The following is a 16,617-nucleotide window of genomic DNA, read 5'->3' on the forward strand; positions in this document are numbered from 1 at the left end:
CCGTGAGTCAACACACCGCCATACTCGTAGATGATCTACCGGCAGCTTTAAAGTTGTTGGAGAATGATATTCTGCAAAAACACCCTTCTATCTCTATCATTGGGAAAGCTGCAGGTGTTGTAGAAGCTGCTAAATTATTACGTAAACAACAACCTGACATTTTGTTTTTGGATATTATGCTAGGTGATGGTACCGGGTTTGATGTTCTGGAAATTTTCCCTGATCTAAGATCTAAGATCATCTTTGTAACGGCTAGTGATGAATTTGCAATCCGTGCTTTTAAGTTTGCCGCAATCGATTATGTTTTAAAGCCTTATTCTGATGAAGATTTGGCTCAGGCAATAGAAAAGGCCAAACAGCATATTCAACCGGATAGTGAGCAATTGAATGTTTTAAAAGATTCTATCTCTGCTCCTAATCAACGACCTAAAAAGATCTCATTGCATACTTTGGATAAGATTGTAGTGGTAGATTTGGATGATATTGTTCGTTGTGAATCGGATAATAATTACACTCAGTTCTTCTTTCAGGACGGAAGTAAGATCTTAGTAACAAAAACCTTGAAATCTTTTTCGGATATGTTGAAGAACTACCAATTCTTACGTGTTCACCAAAGTCACTTGGTAAATATCAAATACGTTAAGGCTTTTATCAAGTCTGATGGAGGGTATTTAATCTTAAAAAATAAAAATACAGTTCCTGTTTCTGTTCGAAAACGTGCTGAAGTAATTGAGGCTTTGAATACGATTTAACACCTCCCTTAATCCCTCCTACTAGGAGGGAAATTGAAATCGTCCTCTCGAGGAGACTACAGGGGTGTTGGTGTTAAAAAGGCAAATTCTCTAAATCTACATTACCTCCGGAGATAATTACCCCTACTTTTTTTCCTTGGAAAACATCTTGATTGTATAATACTGCGGCTACTGCTACTGCGCTAGAAGGTTCTATGATTACTTTCATACGTTCCCATACCAATCTCATGGCTGCAACGATCTGATCTTCTGACACTCGAATGATCTGATCTACATGTTTCTGAATAATTGGGAAATTGTGATTCCCTAAATTCGTACGCAATCCGTCTGCTATGGTGTTTGTAGTTTCATTGGTTTCTATTTTACCGCTGATCAATGAACGATATGCATCGTCTACATTTTCCGGTTCTGCACCAATTACTTTGGTTTTTGGAGAAAAGGTATTGGCAAATAAACAGGTACCTGCAATCAATCCTCCACCACCAACAGGTGTTACAATATAATCGAAGTCAATTCCCTCTTGTAACAACTCATAACAAGCTGTTCCCTGTCCGTGAATCACTTCCAACTGATTGGATGGGTGCAAAAAAGAAGCTCCTGTCTCTTCCTGAATCTTTTGAGATGCCTTTTCTCTAGCTTCAATAGTGGGCTCACATTCTGTAATGATCCCTTCGTAAGCAATTGTTCCTGCTTTTTTGGCTTTGGGCGCATTGGTTGGCATTACTATATAAGCCGGAACACCTAAATTCTTTGCAGACAAAGAAACTGCTTGTGCAAAATTCCCTGAAGAATGCGTTACTACTCCTCTACTTCGTTCTTCATCTGTCAATTGTAAAATAGCATTCGTAGCTCCACGAATCTTATAAGCGCCTCCTTTTTGGAAGTTTTCACACTTTAAGTACAGTTCACATTTTGCAAGATCATCAATCAATCGCGAGTGATGAACTGGTGTATTATGTACATAAGGCTTGATTCTTTGATAAACGGAAAGTAGATCGCTTTTTTGCATGAAATGAAGTTTCAACAAAAATATTCCAAAAATTTATTTTTTTAAAATTCAATTTGTAGTTTTAACGAGTCCTCTTATTAACTTATTTAAACTTCAAATTGTTTGAGGATGATTGCTAGAATTTTAAAAAACCTGTCTCTTTTATATGCCTTCTTATTAATATTAGGTTACATTTATTTACATACATATTATGAGAGTTTTAATATTGAAATATATAGTTATCTAACTACCAATGAGATACTTTTAATCTTTTTAAATTTAATATACCCCGTACTTTCAATTTTAGCTCTTTTTTTAATTACCATAATCGTTTGTTTAATTACATATTGGATTATAGAAACATTCATAAAAATAATCTTTAAACTTCTAAGAGCTCTTAAAAAAACTCCCTTAGAACAAATAAAGCAGCAGAATAAAAGCAATATTCAAATAAACCTATCTCTAATTATTAGTCTTTTTATTAGCTCAGGATTTATTTTTTATGCTTTATTTAAATTAACTAGGTTTTGGGGGATTGGTTCTATTATTATTCCTGTAATATATTTTCTAATTCACTCAAAAGTATCTAAAATTAAAATTTCAAATAATTCATTTATAAGCTTTAAGACCTCTAAGTTTAGGTTTGATATATTCAGTTTAGCATTCTTTTTTATTGTCATGTCTTGGTATTATGGTTATGCCAAAGCTGAATTAATTCAAAAAAATTCCTATTTCTTATCTTTTAGTAACATTAGTTTTATATATGACCATAAAAGAATTATACCAAATGATTCTTTAATATATTTAGGAAGCACTAATAAGTATTTCTTTTATAGAGATAAGAAAAATTCTATTTCTAAAATCTATCCTATTGATAAAGTAGAAAATATTCTTTCTGGCGATGAATATGATATGCTGCCAATTCGATTTGATGAGTTTAGCAATAACTGGATAAAAAATTTAAAATTGAGCTTTCCAAAACGAGAGCATCACTATAAAGTTACTACTAGTTTAAATGATTGTAAGAATATTCAAGTAGGCAAATTTAGTCTCGGTAACTTTTTAATTGAAAGAAGTAAAACTACTCAAACAGAGTTTAATGGGTATTATGGAGGGAAAATAAAACAATACCGAATTGTTTGGAAATCAAGTTGTGAATATTTCATATACAACTCGAATGACAGCTTAATAGACAGAAGAGTAATTACCAAAATAACGGATTCTACTTATACTCGTCTATCCGCAAGAGATTCCTCTAGCTACACCTTAAGAAAATTACGATATTAACCTTAATGACAAGGGTTTATAATTGTTAAAGTATTAAACATTTTAATTTTTATTCCAAAATGTTACTTTCTTTAAAATTTTCCGTCTTCTATAATATGAAAAGCAAATTAAATTTTACCAAAGCGTCTACAATTCTCGCACTTGTTGCCAGTTTAGGCTCATTATACATTGTCTATTATCAAACGAATTTAATGGGAAAACAGTTTGAGCTTCAAAGACAACAGCAATACACAAGTGTTTTTCCTTATATTTCTTTGGCCAATACAGGAAATCAAAAGCGTTATGGTTATTTAATTTCGAATACAGGAATTGGTCCAGCATTGATAGACGAGATCAATATACACTACAAAGATTCGGTTTATAAGAATCATGATCTAAGAGCTGCTTTTGTCAACATTATTACCAAAGAAGACTCTTTGTTTTCTAGCTATAAAGACATTGGTCATAGCACCGTAAGAACGGGAACTCTTATTCCTGCTGATAAAATAATAGAGGCCATTACATTTTCATCTGAACTAGACAAGATAGGTGTAGAAAGAAGAAGAGCTTTGAGAGGTTGGTTTAATCGCAAATTGGTTATCGAAGTTATATATTCTTCAATTTATGGGGAACAATGGAGAGTAACATCTGTATCTACTGCTCCGGAAAAGATCAAAAGTCTTACGGATTGATCACCACTCTTATAAGGTCTTTCCTTCTTTGATATATTCTTTTCTAATCCCTTCGACCAAATGCTTTTCCTTGATCTCTTTTTCGTCATCAGCTAAAGTTTTTAAACAGGCATACTGAATGATATTGACAATATTAGCTCCGGTAATGCTATACTTTCTGGAAAGCTCTTCTAAAGAGAGACTTTTCTCTAACGGAATCTTTTTGGGCAAGTTGTTCTTCCACAAACGTAAGCGTTCTGTGTGAGTAGGAATCTCAAATTCAATAATGGATTGAAAACGACGTGTAAAGGCTGTATCTATATTATTCTTGAGGTTGGATGCTAAGATTACCAAGCCCGGATGTGCTTCTATCCGTTGTAATAAATAGGAAACTTCCTGATTTGCGTACTTATCGTGAGCATCTCTCACATTAGTTCGTTTTCCAAAGATAGAATCGGCTTCGTCAAAGAACAGAATCCAATCTTTGTTGATGGCTTTATCGAACAAGCTAGATAGATTCTTTTCGGTTTCTCCAATGTATTTGGAAACAACCATAGACAAATCGATGCGATAGACATCTTTGTTCGTGTATTTCCCCAATAAAGAAGCCGTTAAGGTCTTTCCGGTTCCCGGTGCGCCATAGAACATGACACGATATCCCGGTTTGATGATTCCTTTCATATTCCAATCGTTCAGTAAGGTCTGATTGTGTTGCAACCATACTTCTATTTCTTTGATCTCGTCCATGGTTTTCGGCTTTAAGATCAAATCATCCCAATCCAAATTGGTTTCGATCAAACTAGCCGGGAAATTCTGACTCAATTGTGGCTTGATGATCTTACCTAAAGTGACTCGTGCCAGACACTCTTCGTCTAACACCAAGCGTCCACTCATTTTGGGCTCTCCTTTGGCTACAGATTCTAAAGATAGATATCGATGTTTGATCAATTGGGAATGACTCTGAATGAAATCGATTCCCTGCAAACGGGCTTCCGGATCGTTTCCATAGAGAATGTACAAGAAGGTTTCTCCTGTAGGAATAATTCCTCGATGATTTTTTCCTTTGATGCCACCAAACTCGGCAAACTCACCTCCATTGGGTAAGTAATCTGAGATAATTCCGCTTAAAAACCCGGGATGTAGTTCAGGAACCAATGCCAATAGTAGTAGAATGATATCTTCTTTGTACAATTGCTCTTCTTTTATAAAGGCTGCTAAATGAGATTGGTTGTGTTCTAATTCCGGTTCTGAGACCAAAGAGATCTCTTGTCCAAATTCTAGGGACAAACGGTGTTTGATAATTGACTCCAAATACGCCAATAAAGGCAATATAGATGGAGTTTGTTGAATGTTAATTATAGGTGTTGGTTTCATTTTAATCTGGTGTTAAATCTATGTGCTTTGCAAGTCTATCTTTTCTCATCTTAGTACCATCAACATTGGAGTTTTCAGATACTTCCTTTAGAGCTGCTTGTTGTAACTCTAGATGATCTTTCCATATTTTTTCCGGGTTATGATCTCTTACTTTTATTATGGCATCTACAGCTTCAGGATCCATCCATTTTTTTAAGAATGCTGCTGTAACCTTTTTTAGCTTCATAATCACAGTAAGAGGTTTGTCTCCAATATTATAAGCAGCTGGTGATGATTGGTCAATATCATTAACAATTCTATTATCAAATAATGGTTTATCATCTACCCATTTTCCATCTTTCTCTTTTAATTCTACTGCCTTAATTTCTAAATGTCTAGGTACATGTGCTTCTGCATCAACAATACTGTTGATTTTAGTTTTCTCTTCATCAGAATGATCCAGAGATTTTTCAACTTTATCTTTTAGAGCAGTATTGACAGCTCTACCATATTGAGCTAAAACAATGTATTTAAAAACTCTCTTTTTATTTTTCTTCTTTGGTTTTCCATGCTTAAGATGTTTTGTCAGCTCTTTTTCTATTTTCTCTTTATGATTACTATTTGCTGTATATGTTAATGGTGTTAAATTTTTCCACTCATTTGGTCCATGCAAATCAGCATTCAATAAATGCCCCCTCAAATAATAAGGCCTCTTACCTGAATCTCCTCTTCTCAGGTCTAATACACCATGTTTGTCATACTTAATCCCTGTTGAATCTTTTCCTGTTGTTTTACTTGATAAATAATTAATTGACACTGAAGATCCAAAAGCACCATTATATTTAGGTCCAAACTTCTTTTGGTTTTTGGGAGTTTCTCCACCATAAACTGCGTTCATTAATTGTTCAGTTAGATCGGCTAATTCATCTGTCCATTTATCAAATTCTTGTACAAGTTTATCATTGTCTTTTCCTGTTTGTTCTGTATTTCCTAAACCATTACTCTTTTCTAGCCTATCCAGTTCTAAATCTATTTTCTTCGCTAATTCTACAGCTTTGTTTTTTAAATCTTTTTGTTCTTGAGTAGCATCTGCCGGCAAACTGAATTTATTAATGAACCTTTCATATACTACTGGAGTACTTTCCATTATTAAATCATATCCCCCTTTGCCATTTGGCTTTAAATATAATTTGTGTTTCTCCCCGTTTTTCAGCTTAAAATTGTCTTTTACTTTTTCATGTTTAAAGCCTTTTCCGGATTTTTTCTTCCCTTTTTCAATTCCTTTTTTCTCTCCTGTATTGATCTCATAATCCCAGGTGGTTTTACCATCCACAACTTTGGCAGATTCGATAACCGGATGCGCTTTCTTCCAAGCAACTATCATTTCTTTTGCTTTAGCCTCTACTATAGTTCCTTTTTTATCTGCAATCTTGGTTTCTCGTTTACGTAAGTCATTCATGGCCGCAGTTAGTAACTTCATACGTTCTGCACTACTCATCATTTTGATATTCAGCAAGCGCTTACCGTTATTCTGTTTTTTGTGTTTTACATAAATGCTAACCTCTCCGTCTTTTTGCTTCTTGATATTGACTGTCTCTAAACCATATTTTTGCTTTACCTGCTGCATTTTTGTTTTAACAACTCCAATGCTTGGCTTTGGATTCGCTTTTTCCAGTTTAGACAACTCACCTAACCCTTGTAAATACTTCTTATCATCGGAAAGTTTTTTCGGATCTCGTTTTTTTCCTTTTGGCTGTGCTTTTCCGCTCTTGTCTAGTTTTGGATCTTTTTGTTTTTTACCTCCACCTGTCTTATCGTTGAACTTTCCTTTGGGTTTTGCTTGTGATTCACCTTGTTTTTTCTTTGGTGGATCAGCCATCATATCGGCAGTAAACTTACCGGGATCAAACTTCACAGGCTTGAATTTTAATTCCGGTGGTTTTTCAGAACCTACCAACCAATCTACATCGGCTCCAATTCCCATTTGATCTAATGGATACTGTACTTCTCCTAATGGATGATCGGTTCTTCCATCAGGTGCTGGTGACCACCATGGACTGTCTAATTCATAGAATAAAGATCCTCCTAATTGTAAGAACAGTTGAGCTGCCGCTTCAAAGTTTCCTTTTAATCGGGTTTCTCCTACTTTTCCTCCTTTTGGATTCTTTTTCTCTTTGTATTCAAATGTAGGTGTGGCTTCTGCATAGGCTTGGATTCCCGCTGCGGCTGTGGCACTGATTCCTGCTTTTACATCGTGACCTAGTAAGGTGACTCCTACTCCGGCTTCGATCTTCAGTCCTAACAACGCAAAAGCATTGATATTTAAAGTTCCTGTAATACTAAAGTTTTGTAGTACAGCCGGGTCTGTAGAATATGTTCCGGTAAAGCCTACATTCTTTAACACAAGTGGACCAAATCCTGCATTGATAAACATACCAACTCCAGCAAATAAGAATACCTGACCTACCAATGGAATTCCGTATCCAGCTTTGATCTCGACATCAAACAGGGTTTGCTTCTTCCCTTTTTGCTCCATGAGTTTCACCTCATTCGGAACGGTAATACTTCCTACAATGGTTACCTGTCCTTTATGATCTAATCCTACTGTGGCTTTTCCTTGTAACCAAGGAGTAATGGTGGCTTCTACAGTTCCCCAGCCTACCAATACTTGATTCTTTGGTGTTTTGGGTTTCTTCTTATTGGGTTTGACAGGCGTTTTTGCTTTCTTTTTATCGCCTTCTAAAGTTTGTACACCTAAGGCGGCGTGCATCATTTGTTTGGATTTTGCTTCATCAGTGACTAAGAAGTTTAGTTCTCCTGAGAATTTTTCTGATTGAATACGCCCTGAACCTTGAATGGTAACTTCACCTTTGATGTATTCTACCTTCATCTTAGCGTTTACATTCGCTATATTGGCATCGATCTCTACTGAACCATCAAGATTTCCATCTTGTTTTCGTTTGATATTCAACTCACCAGAAGCAACTCCGGACACGTCTACTTTCCCCATAAAGTTGATCGTGAAACCATCGTTTACAATACCAATACCACCGCCTGCTTGGATATATCCGGCAATTGTGGTACTCAAAGCATTAACCTGAAAATCTAATTTTCCTTTTTCAAATTTATTTTTGAGCCCATCTGCATTCACACTGATCTTAGCAATTCCATGCATCTTCATTTTTTCCAGATTGGAATTCAATCCTTTCATAAAGCCCATGGCATCTGCAATGAGAGGAGCTCCTTTCATCTTTACACTCAGAAAACCAGTTGTGATCTGATTATCTCCAAAGTTGTTTAGTACCAAAATAGGCTCTACTCCTGAGTTTCTTAATGGATCCATAAAGTTCCATCCCGAGACATTCAAATAGCGAGCAAAGCCTTTTTTATGCAGTTCATACTTTGCTTTTTTCCCTGTAACGGTACTAGTTTTCTTGGTTACCTTGATGGTTCCGCTATAGCGTTTTCCAATCTTTACATCTACTTCGAAAATGCGTTCTCCTTTGGCATACAGTTCATCTAAATATTTAGCCCAGGCATCGTTTAGAGCAAATCGTTGCGAGATATCTAAGGGTGACGCAGGTCTTCCCGGGTCATGTTTTGCTGTTTTGTTTTCTTTCTTTTGAACTGTATCTGATGATGGAGAAGCTCCTTGTTGTACGGTGTGAGTTAACTCATGTGCTAGAAGATGTTTGCCAGAGTCTGAACTCGGATCATACTTTCCTTCATTGAAATAGATATCGCTTCCATTGGTGAATGCTTGCGAGCCTAACTCCTGATTCATTTGTACAGCATTGGAATCGTTGTGGACACGCACATCGCTAAAATCAGCACCAAACCCGGATTCCATTTCTGAACGAGTTCCTGTATCTAAAGGGCTTCCGCCTCCTTTAGAGTTGCTTAGTGAATTTTCTATTCCTGATGTATCTCCGGCTCCTGAAGATTGCTTTTGCACATTATTCTCTTCTTTTTCCTGTACCTCTTCTTCTTTCTGTTGAACCTCTTCTTCCTGATTCTTTTGAAGAATAGAATTCTCTTTTAATTGAACTCCGGGTGTGATCTTGTCTACAACAGGTTTTTGTTGGATTTCTTGTTCATTTTCTTGCTTTTGAATGTCTTCTTCGGATTGCTTTTGAACAGTTTGACTGGGTGCAATAAAAGAGTTCGGAGATGCTTTGCTGTTTGCAACAATACTATCTGCAGCTTTGTCTGCTTCTACTTCGTATTTATCACCAGGCTGACCTACCTTCAGTTTAGGCTGAATAAAACTCTCATTCTTCCCCTGATTGAAAAGAGCGTTGTTTCCTGAGCTTGTATGTTGGTCTGTTTTGGTGAACATTTAATTATCATCTGGGAAATATTCCTTTCTTTTTTCTTCTGCTTTAGCTAAAACCTCTGGTAATGGCGCAGCATCACCTTTTTTATATTTATAATATTGAGTTTTCCCAATGTCCAGAAGCTTCCATGGATCTTTTTTGATCGAATTATCTTTTCTATACTGCAAAATATCATTTATGATTTCTTGCATACGGTCTAATCTGGCTTGTTCTGCAGGGTTGAATTTTCTAGTTGACCATATATCTATGTGTTTTTGTAAAGCGTTCTTTTCTTCTTCAGTATTTCCTTTGTCAAAAAGAGTAATTTTTTCAGTCTCACTGGATTGATCTAAAGCATTTATTATTGCTTCTAAAAACCCGACTAAAGTAGTTGGTTTTCCACTAGGGTTTTCAACGAAAAAATTATCTACTAATTCATCCACATTATTTGAAACCCCTCTCTGACTCTTTAAATAAATCCGATGCATGGAATTCGTGAAATAGCTACTTCCAGAATACAACAAGACAACAATCTTAGTCCCTTTAGGTAATGTTACATCAATATTCTCAGTAAATTCAAAAGTCTGATTTTTCTCTCCTATTCTTCCTTCATCATTCTCTGGTATCTGATATTCTCCATCATCATTCAATTCTAATTTCCCTGCGTTTAATTGTAATTTTTTTGGAATCTCGCCATATAGTCTTATAATTTCTTTTCTTTCTTCAGGTTTCTCAACACTTTCATGAACATGGTCTTCAGTAATCTTTCCATCACTATTTCTATACTCCACAACATTAATATGAAAATAGAAAGGTTCTAACCCTTTTTTATTGACTTCTTTTTTTACAGGTTCTTCAATATCTGTATTATAATTTCTATTATCTACTTTAGGCGCGCTTAACAAATTCCAGAATACCCCTGGTCCATGTAAATTATCATTCAAAATATGGAAGCGAACCCAGTTTGTTGTTGAATAAATTGGGAAATTATGTTCTTTAGCATACTCTTCCGTTTCCTCGAATTTCACATCATCATTTGGATTATTAGGGTCTTTCTTTTTTATTTTTGTTTCTCTTCCACTCCCTTCCGGTTTTTTCGTATCAATAAATGCCTCAAAGTATTTATACCTTTCTACCAACCCCCATCCTGCAGGATCTTCTTTCGGTTCTGAACCTACTGTATTTCCTGGCCTGAACGTTAATGGATTTGCTTTTACAAATAAGGGCTTTCCGCTTGACATTCCATAAGTTACAAGCGTTGGAGGAATCTCAGGGAAATAATCTACTCCTCCGTTTCGTAAATATTCACCTAATTTTTCAAGCTCTTCTTTAATCTCATCTGCAATTTCCTCTATCTCTTCCTCTCCTGGATCAAGTTTTTTTAGATGCAGCTCTACCAATTTATCTATAGTCTGTCTGTGAGATTCTGCAATTTCTAAGTAGCCTTGTTCCTCTTCGGTAGGATTACTACTTTCTTTTTCATCTATTGCTTCTTCAACCTCTACTTCATCACTTTGCATCATGATCTCAGCTTCTCCATTCTCTATTACTATAAAAAGTCGATGCTTTTCTGGATCTTTGTCAAAGAAATAAACATTGATCGCTTCAATCTTTGCTTCTAATTCACTATCAGCTTCATTTTCTGAATCTCCTAGTTTTCGAACACTTTCTGCAAAATACATTCGTCCTTGACTAGGCGGACCTCCAAAAATCCACGACACGCAATTTCCAAAAGGATAGGTACACATACACTCGAAATTTGCTAACGTGTGATAGTCTCCTAAGAAGATATCTAAAGGCCCTGTTTCTCCGTGTTCTATCAAAGCTTTGTCAAATCCAGCATCGTGCTGTTGGCAACCTTCGTGAGTGCTACAGTCTTCAAAATTGGTGTATTCCCAAACGTCTCCGGTTTCTTCATCTGTATACCTATAGGTTTCGTGACTATTACACGTTTTACAGTTAGGCCCACAAGCACCTCTACACAAAGGAGCGTCTTCATCATCTAGCTCACCTCTTTCATCATTAGGTCTTCTATTGAATACAGGCGCCCCTTCTACATTTCCTTCTAATCTTCCTCCTGCACCATATTTCCCATCGACTTCCCATTTACCTCCATTATTTGAAGGATATAGATCAAAAGTGTCCATAATCCAACAGATGATGTCTTCTAAAACACAATCGTCTTCAAATCCTCCCCGGTTGAGTAACAATTCATAATCTTCAAAAGGAAACTCGCCAATACTAGCTGTAACATTCTTTGTAAAGCTTGGATTTGGTCCAATTACAACTCTTGTTGAATTGCTAAACATCGCTCCTATATCACCATTCCAAGCATAGGGTTCCCAATAAACTCGGCAGAAATTAAAACCACCAATACTTAATTCGCCATAAGCTCCTAAAAACAAATCTGCTGCTAAGCCAACTTCTAATTGATCATTAGATTCCATCACTAAAGAACCATTGTTATAGCCCAATCCTCCTTCTAAGGTTTTTCTTCCCATACCAATTCCTCTTCCCAATCCAGCCACTCCCGCTTCTACCGCGATTAATGAAATGTCTAATGGAATAGGAATTTCTCCTGCCAAAATGATTCCTGTAAACCCTAAACCTGCCTTAAGACCTGCTCTCACCTCTGCTCCTAATGAAACAGCTGCAGTTGCACTAACACCTCCACTCACAGAGAAATTTCCTGTAAGCGGATTGATGACCATTCTGGCTCCTTCTAAACAGAAAGGACCTAATTGCATGCTAAGCTGTGGGTCTATTGTGGCTGTACCTCCTAACTCTCCTGTAATGACACCATCGATGATTCCTGCAATGACCGGGATTACGAATACCGGAGCCATTAAGTCTTGTGAAATTTCAGGAATATCAATTTCAAAATCTTCTGCAGGAACTGGACATGTCTCGGGAAATGTAATGATGATCCCCTCTTCTGTAACATCCATGGTTCCTCCTAAAGCTTCTACGAGCGCTCTTGCTGCTTGACCTGCCGTAGTAACCAACCAATCTCTTGCTTTAACTAAATATTCTGTAGCCGCATCGTAAACATCTTCTGCCATTTCATAGGCTTCTAAAACCTCATCTGTAACTCCTAAGGCTTCTGTAACATCGTAAATACCATCTGCCACTGTATCTACTGCTCCATCATACAAATCACCGGCAACATCCAAACCATCTTGTACAAAACCTGGTAATTCAAACTTTTGAACCTGGTTTGTTGCACTTGCTCCTTGGTGAATGGTATGTGTTAACTCATGCGCTAGTAAATGTTTTCCTTGATCTGAGTTGGGATCGTACTTTCCTTGATTGAAATAAATATCACTTCCATTGGTAAAAGCTTGAGCCCCTAATTCTTGACTCATCCCTACCGCTTCACTATCTGTATGTACACGAACATTACTGAAATCGGCTCCAAACCCGGATTCCATTTCTGTTCTTGTATGCTCATCTAATTTTGATCCTTTTCCTTTTGAACTAGCTAATCTTGATTCAATGCTCCCATTTCCTTTTAAATGTTCATATGCTTTGGTCAAATGTTTTTTTCCTTCTTTTGTATTCCCTTCTTTCTTTTGAATGGAGTTCTCTTCTTGGCAGTTGCACTTTTTCTGAACAAAAAAACTAGGAGTTTGAGTTCCTGAGAAAAAAGTATTATTCGCTTTCTTTTGTATGACTTCTTCCTTAGCTCCTCCACAGGCAGCACACTTTAACTGTAGTTGATCTTCACTTCCACATTCTTTTCGTTGTATCAAGGGAGAGATAGTATCTACTACAGGTTTTTCTTGAATTACTTCTTCAGTTTCTGATTCTTCGGTTTCTTTCTTTTGTACTTCACCTTCAGGTTGTTTTTGTATGGTAGGTTGAGGGGGGACAAATGATGTTTCTGGTTGTTTGCTCTTGGCAACGATTTGATCGGCAGCTCTGTCTGCTTCTACTTCATATTTATCTCCGGCTTGTCCTATATTCAGTTTGGGTTGAATAAAAGAGGTACCCGTCGACGTATGTGACGGGTGGTAAGATGAAGTCGCTGTGTTCTTTGCTGCAAACATTTATATTGATTGGGTTAATATCTTTCTACTTTTCCTGATACTTTAAGCGGTGTATAATATCCCTCATATTTTGTACAGGGTATCGTAAGGATTAAATGATGCTTTGTAGCGTTTTTCATTTCAAAATGAAGTGTTTTTCTAGTGATTTTCTTTGTAGGATGAACCTTTACTGTACGTTTTGTTCTTCCTACACCATCAATACTCACATTTAAACTTGTACAAGCTCCGATATGACCTTCAGATACATCCTGAATTTTTAGTACCACCTTTATCTTGCTACAATCTGAGGTGCTAAAAAACGGGATTTTTACTTGATTTTCGAAAGTAGCATTGAAAGGTACTTTTCCTTTGCATCCTTTGTTTTTACATTGTACCTTAAACTGTGACGTAGACTCATTAAATCCTTTTTGTTGAATGGTATGTGTTAACTCATGAGCCAATAGATGCTTTCCTTCTTTTGAATTGGGATCGTATTTTCCTTTGTTAAAGTAAATGTCATTTCCGTGAGTAAAAGCTTGCGCCCCGATATCCTGACTCATTTGTACCGCTTCACTATCGGTATGGATTCTAACATTACTAAAATCGGCTCCAAATCCAGACTCCATTTCTGCTTGGGTACCTGCATCCATTTGCTGTCCTCCTTTTCCTTTTCGCAACTGCGATTCCAATGAAGGCTTTTGCACTTTCTGTTGATTGGACTTGGCTTGTACTTCTTCATCTTCTTTCTTTTGTAGTCCTTCTTCTTGACAAGCAGCACATTTTGCTTGTACTTCTTCGTCTTCTTTTTGCTGTACCGTTTCCTCTTCTTCTTGCTTTTGAACTTCTTCCTCCTCCATTTTCTGCACAGGCTCTTCCTCTTCCATTCGTTGAATCGATTCTTGCTTAGATTGTACGCTTTCGTCTTCTGTGGCTTCCATACGTTGTACAAGAGGTGTAATGGAGTTGGCTAATGGTTTTTGTTGTACTTCTTCTTCTCCTTCTTTCTTTTGAATAGTTCCATCTTTTCCTGAGTTATTTACAACTTTGTCTGCCATTTTATCTGCTTCCACCTCGTACTTATCTCCAGGTTTGCCAACATTTAGTTTTGTTTGTACAGTAGGTTTTAAGAACAATTCATTTCCTGATTGTTGCTTCTGAACAGGTTGCTTTCTATGTCTTCTTCTTTTCATTTTCTAAATTTTACATTACCAGTCTGTAAATAATAAGTGGTCTATCCATGGTAGTTTGCATATGCCAATGCTCCATGGTAATCGGTCTAAAAGGATATCTTGTACTTTTCTTTCGACAACAATCTTTGGATTGATTTCTTTAAAATTGATCTTTCCTGAGCGTTGTAAGAATTCATTTCTCAACAAATCCGGAGATGCATTTTTTAATGCTCCCCAGTTGGTAAGAACTGCTTCTAAAAGCTCTTCTGAGTTTGATTTAAGTTCTTCTGACAGTTCTCTATTTCTTTGAATTGGACTATGTATAGGCAAACCACAAAGCACTTTTTCAAAGAGCATATTACTTTCGTACTGTTTTTCTTTTTTGGTAGCCAAATAGTGCAATACGTGTACTGCCAGATCAGGATCGGTCAGTTTGTTATCATCGTTTAGTAAATCACAGTTTGCGAAGAAATGCTGTAAATAAGGATGCAATAAGATGAGTCCGGCGTTGGAAACAATGTATTCTTTGCGTAAATTTTCTTCTTCTCTTTCATATGTCATTTGCTCATTGAGCAACTCCAATATTGCTTTCTTTTCTCCTTCTTTGGTTTGTTGATGAATAAGAGCATTGACTTTATCGTGAAGCTTTTCTGTATCTATTGTTAGCTTACTTTCTTTGGACTTACTTGACAAGAGCTTTTTATAAGCTTCCCATTTCTTAACAACCTGTTCTTTAGAGTTAAACTGTTTGTTTTGTTTTGAATTTGCTACAGAGCTTTTAGCTATTTCTGGTTGATCCTTTTTTGTTGAATGATCTTCATTAGAATCATTTATAAATTTCGAATCAACAACCTGTTTCGACTCTATATCAACACTCTCCTTTCTCGTTGCTAGATTTCTTTTTATTGAAAGAGGTTCTTGAGTTGTTTCAGTATCATCATCTTGTTTTGTATACTTTCCTTTTATTGATTCAGTAGCATTTTCACTAGATTCTGTTCTGCTTATAACTCTCTTATTACCTCGTTTGTTCTCTGTTTCTTCTTCTACAGAAAGCTTACTCGGTTCACTACCATCATTTGTAAGTAAAATTCCCTCTTTCTCCTGATGATCTTTAACAATCTCTTCTCCATATATTTCTGATGCAACAACTTCAATATGATTTGCCTCCTCATTATCTTCTGAAGCTATTGTTTGCTGTTCAATCAATTTTGAAGTGTTTTCTAAGGTTTCATCTAAAAGCACTACTAAACTTTTAAAAAGTGCTTCGTTTTCATCCTTAAACTCTTCAAAAACTTCTAATGCAAATTGTAATACAGTTATATTTTCTCTGCTTTTCTGCGAAGTATTTTTCTCGAATTTTTCAGACAAGAATGTTAGTAGCTGAAAAGGAATGTCTTTTTGTTTTCCTGTAATGAGATATTGAAGTATCGTCTTCCATGCAATTAATCTGTTTTCTTCTCTCATCTCAGTAATTACATCAACGATCTTATTTTTCAAGATTTTTGAAGAAACTTCACCAAAGACTGCCTTTAGTATTTCTACAATCTGTTGATCTGAAAATTGATATACAAAACGTTGCTGCACATGTGCTTGTACAATGATCTTTTGAAATTGCTGCTGGAAATTTGGAGAGCTGTATATTTTTACCAATTCTTCATCAGTAAAAGAGATTGTTTGCTCTGTTGTACTCCACCAAGGCTTGGTTCCAAACTTTAGAAAATAGATCAATGATTGTCCATTGCTTTCTCCAGATGATAAAACTGTAACATTATCACCGCTTTGTACCGGTTTCTCAATGGCTTGTTTTACCTCTTTTACAATTTGTCTTTTGAGATCTTCTTTTAGCTCGTTATAATTGAGAGAAGAAGAACTATTGAGATCTATTGACAGCTGAGATATTTGTATGGATTGCCATTTTATATCTTCTTCTATAGAGTGGAAATAACTCTCTAAATAAGGGAAGATCTCTTGTTTTAAAAATGCATCAATATTATCTTTCAACTCAAAAGCTGCTCTTGGGTTTGTAGTTTCTACGTCTACTGTGAGTTTATTGATAATATGTTGTTGATGCATT

Annotated in this window: 9 protein-coding genes; 3 read left to right on the top strand and 6 right to left on the bottom strand. The window is 36.1% G+C overall.

All coding sequences use genetic code 11. From position 1 onward, the window contains the following. Positions 1-2 precede the first annotated feature (2 nt). The gene (locus tag ACFSRZ_RS10590) at positions 3-752 is read left to right on the top strand and encodes a LytR/AlgR family response regulator transcription factor (RefSeq protein ID WP_379666528.1); all 750 of its coding nucleotides are present in this window, start codon (positions 3-5) and stop codon (positions 750-752) included. 73 nt (positions 753-825) lie between these two features. Here the strand turns inward: ACFSRZ_RS10590 and ACFSRZ_RS10595 are convergent, their stop codons facing one another. Continuing rightward, positions 826-1,761 (bottom strand): threonine/serine dehydratase, encoded by a 936-nt coding sequence (locus ACFSRZ_RS10595; RefSeq protein WP_379666529.1) that lies wholly within the window; start codon positions 1,759-1,761, stop codon positions 826-828. Positions 1,762-1,869: 108 nt separating this feature from the next. On the opposite strand from ACFSRZ_RS10595, the gene ACFSRZ_RS10600 reads away from it, so the two are divergent. Further along, positions 1,870-3,027 carry a hypothetical protein gene (locus ACFSRZ_RS10600; protein ID WP_379666530.1) on the top strand — a complete coding sequence of 386 codons (1,158 nt, stop codon included), beginning with the start codon at positions 1,870-1,872 and terminating at the stop codon, positions 3,025-3,027. 95 nt (positions 3,028-3,122) lie between these two features. Further along, positions 3,123-3,698, top strand: coding sequence for a hypothetical protein (locus ACFSRZ_RS10605; RefSeq protein ID WP_379666531.1), 576 nt, complete (start codon positions 3,123-3,125; stop codon positions 3,696-3,698). A 9-nt stretch (positions 3,699-3,707) separates the two neighbouring features. Here the strand turns inward: ACFSRZ_RS10605 and ACFSRZ_RS10610 are convergent, their stop codons facing one another. The 5 genes from ACFSRZ_RS10610 to ACFSRZ_RS10630 are packed head-to-tail and all read right to left on the bottom strand — an operon-like array spanning position 3,708 to position 16,616. Further along, positions 3,708-5,051 (bottom strand): ATP-binding protein, encoded by a 1,344-nt coding sequence (locus ACFSRZ_RS10610; protein ID WP_379666532.1) that lies wholly within the window; start codon positions 5,049-5,051, stop codon positions 3,708-3,710. Position 5,052: 1 nt separating this feature from the next. Then, positions 5,053-9,369, bottom strand: coding sequence for an eCIS core domain-containing protein (locus ACFSRZ_RS10615; protein ID WP_379666533.1), 4,317 nt, complete (start codon positions 9,367-9,369; stop codon positions 5,053-5,055). Beyond that, positions 9,370-13,395, bottom strand: coding sequence for an eCIS core domain-containing protein (locus ACFSRZ_RS10620; protein WP_379666534.1), 4,026 nt, complete (start codon positions 13,393-13,395; stop codon positions 9,370-9,372). Between the two features lie 14 nt (positions 13,396-13,409). Further along, positions 13,410-14,564, bottom strand: coding sequence for an eCIS core domain-containing protein (locus tag ACFSRZ_RS10625; protein WP_379666535.1), 1,155 nt, complete (start codon positions 14,562-14,564; stop codon positions 13,410-13,412). Between the two features lie 15 nt (positions 14,565-14,579). Further along, entirely contained in the window at positions 14,580-16,616 is a 2,037-nt protein-coding gene (locus ACFSRZ_RS10630) for a contractile injection system tape measure protein (RefSeq protein WP_379666536.1), read from the bottom strand. Position 16,617: the final 1 nt, after the last annotated feature.

This window comes from Pseudotenacibaculum haliotis, assembly GCF_042684245.1.
Classification (GTDB): Bacteria; Bacteroidota; Bacteroidia; order Flavobacteriales; family Flavobacteriaceae; genus Polaribacter; species Polaribacter haliotis_A.

Bases quoted from the DNA above. Each gene is read 5' to 3' on its own strand.
- ACFSRZ_RS10595 (WP_379666529.1), bottom strand. From the start codon at position 1,761: ATGCAAAAAAGCGATCTACTTTCCGTTTATCAAAGAATCAAGCCTTAT.
- ACFSRZ_RS10600 (WP_379666530.1), top strand. From the start codon at position 1,870: ATGATTGCTAGAATTTTAAAAAACCTGTCTCTTTTATATGCCTTCTTA.
- ACFSRZ_RS10605 (WP_379666531.1), top strand. From the start codon at position 3,123: ATGAAAAGCAAATTAAATTTTACCAAAGCGTCTACAATTCTCGCACTT.
- ACFSRZ_RS10610 (WP_379666532.1), bottom strand. From the start codon at position 5,051: ATGAAACCAACACCTATAATTAACATTCAACAAACTCCATCTATATTG.
- ACFSRZ_RS10615 (WP_379666533.1), bottom strand. From the start codon at position 9,369: ATGTTCACCAAAACAGACCAACATACAAGCTCAGGAAACAACGCTCTT.
- ACFSRZ_RS10620 (WP_379666534.1), bottom strand. From the start codon at position 13,395: ATGTTTGCAGCAAAGAACACAGCGACTTCATCTTACCACCCGTCACAT.
- ACFSRZ_RS10625 (WP_379666535.1), bottom strand. From the start codon at position 14,564: ATGAAAAGAAGAAGACATAGAAAGCAACCTGTTCAGAAGCAACAATCA.
- ACFSRZ_RS10630 (WP_379666536.1), bottom strand. From the start codon at position 16,616: ATGCATCAACAACATATTATCAATAAACTCACAGTAGACGTAGAAACT.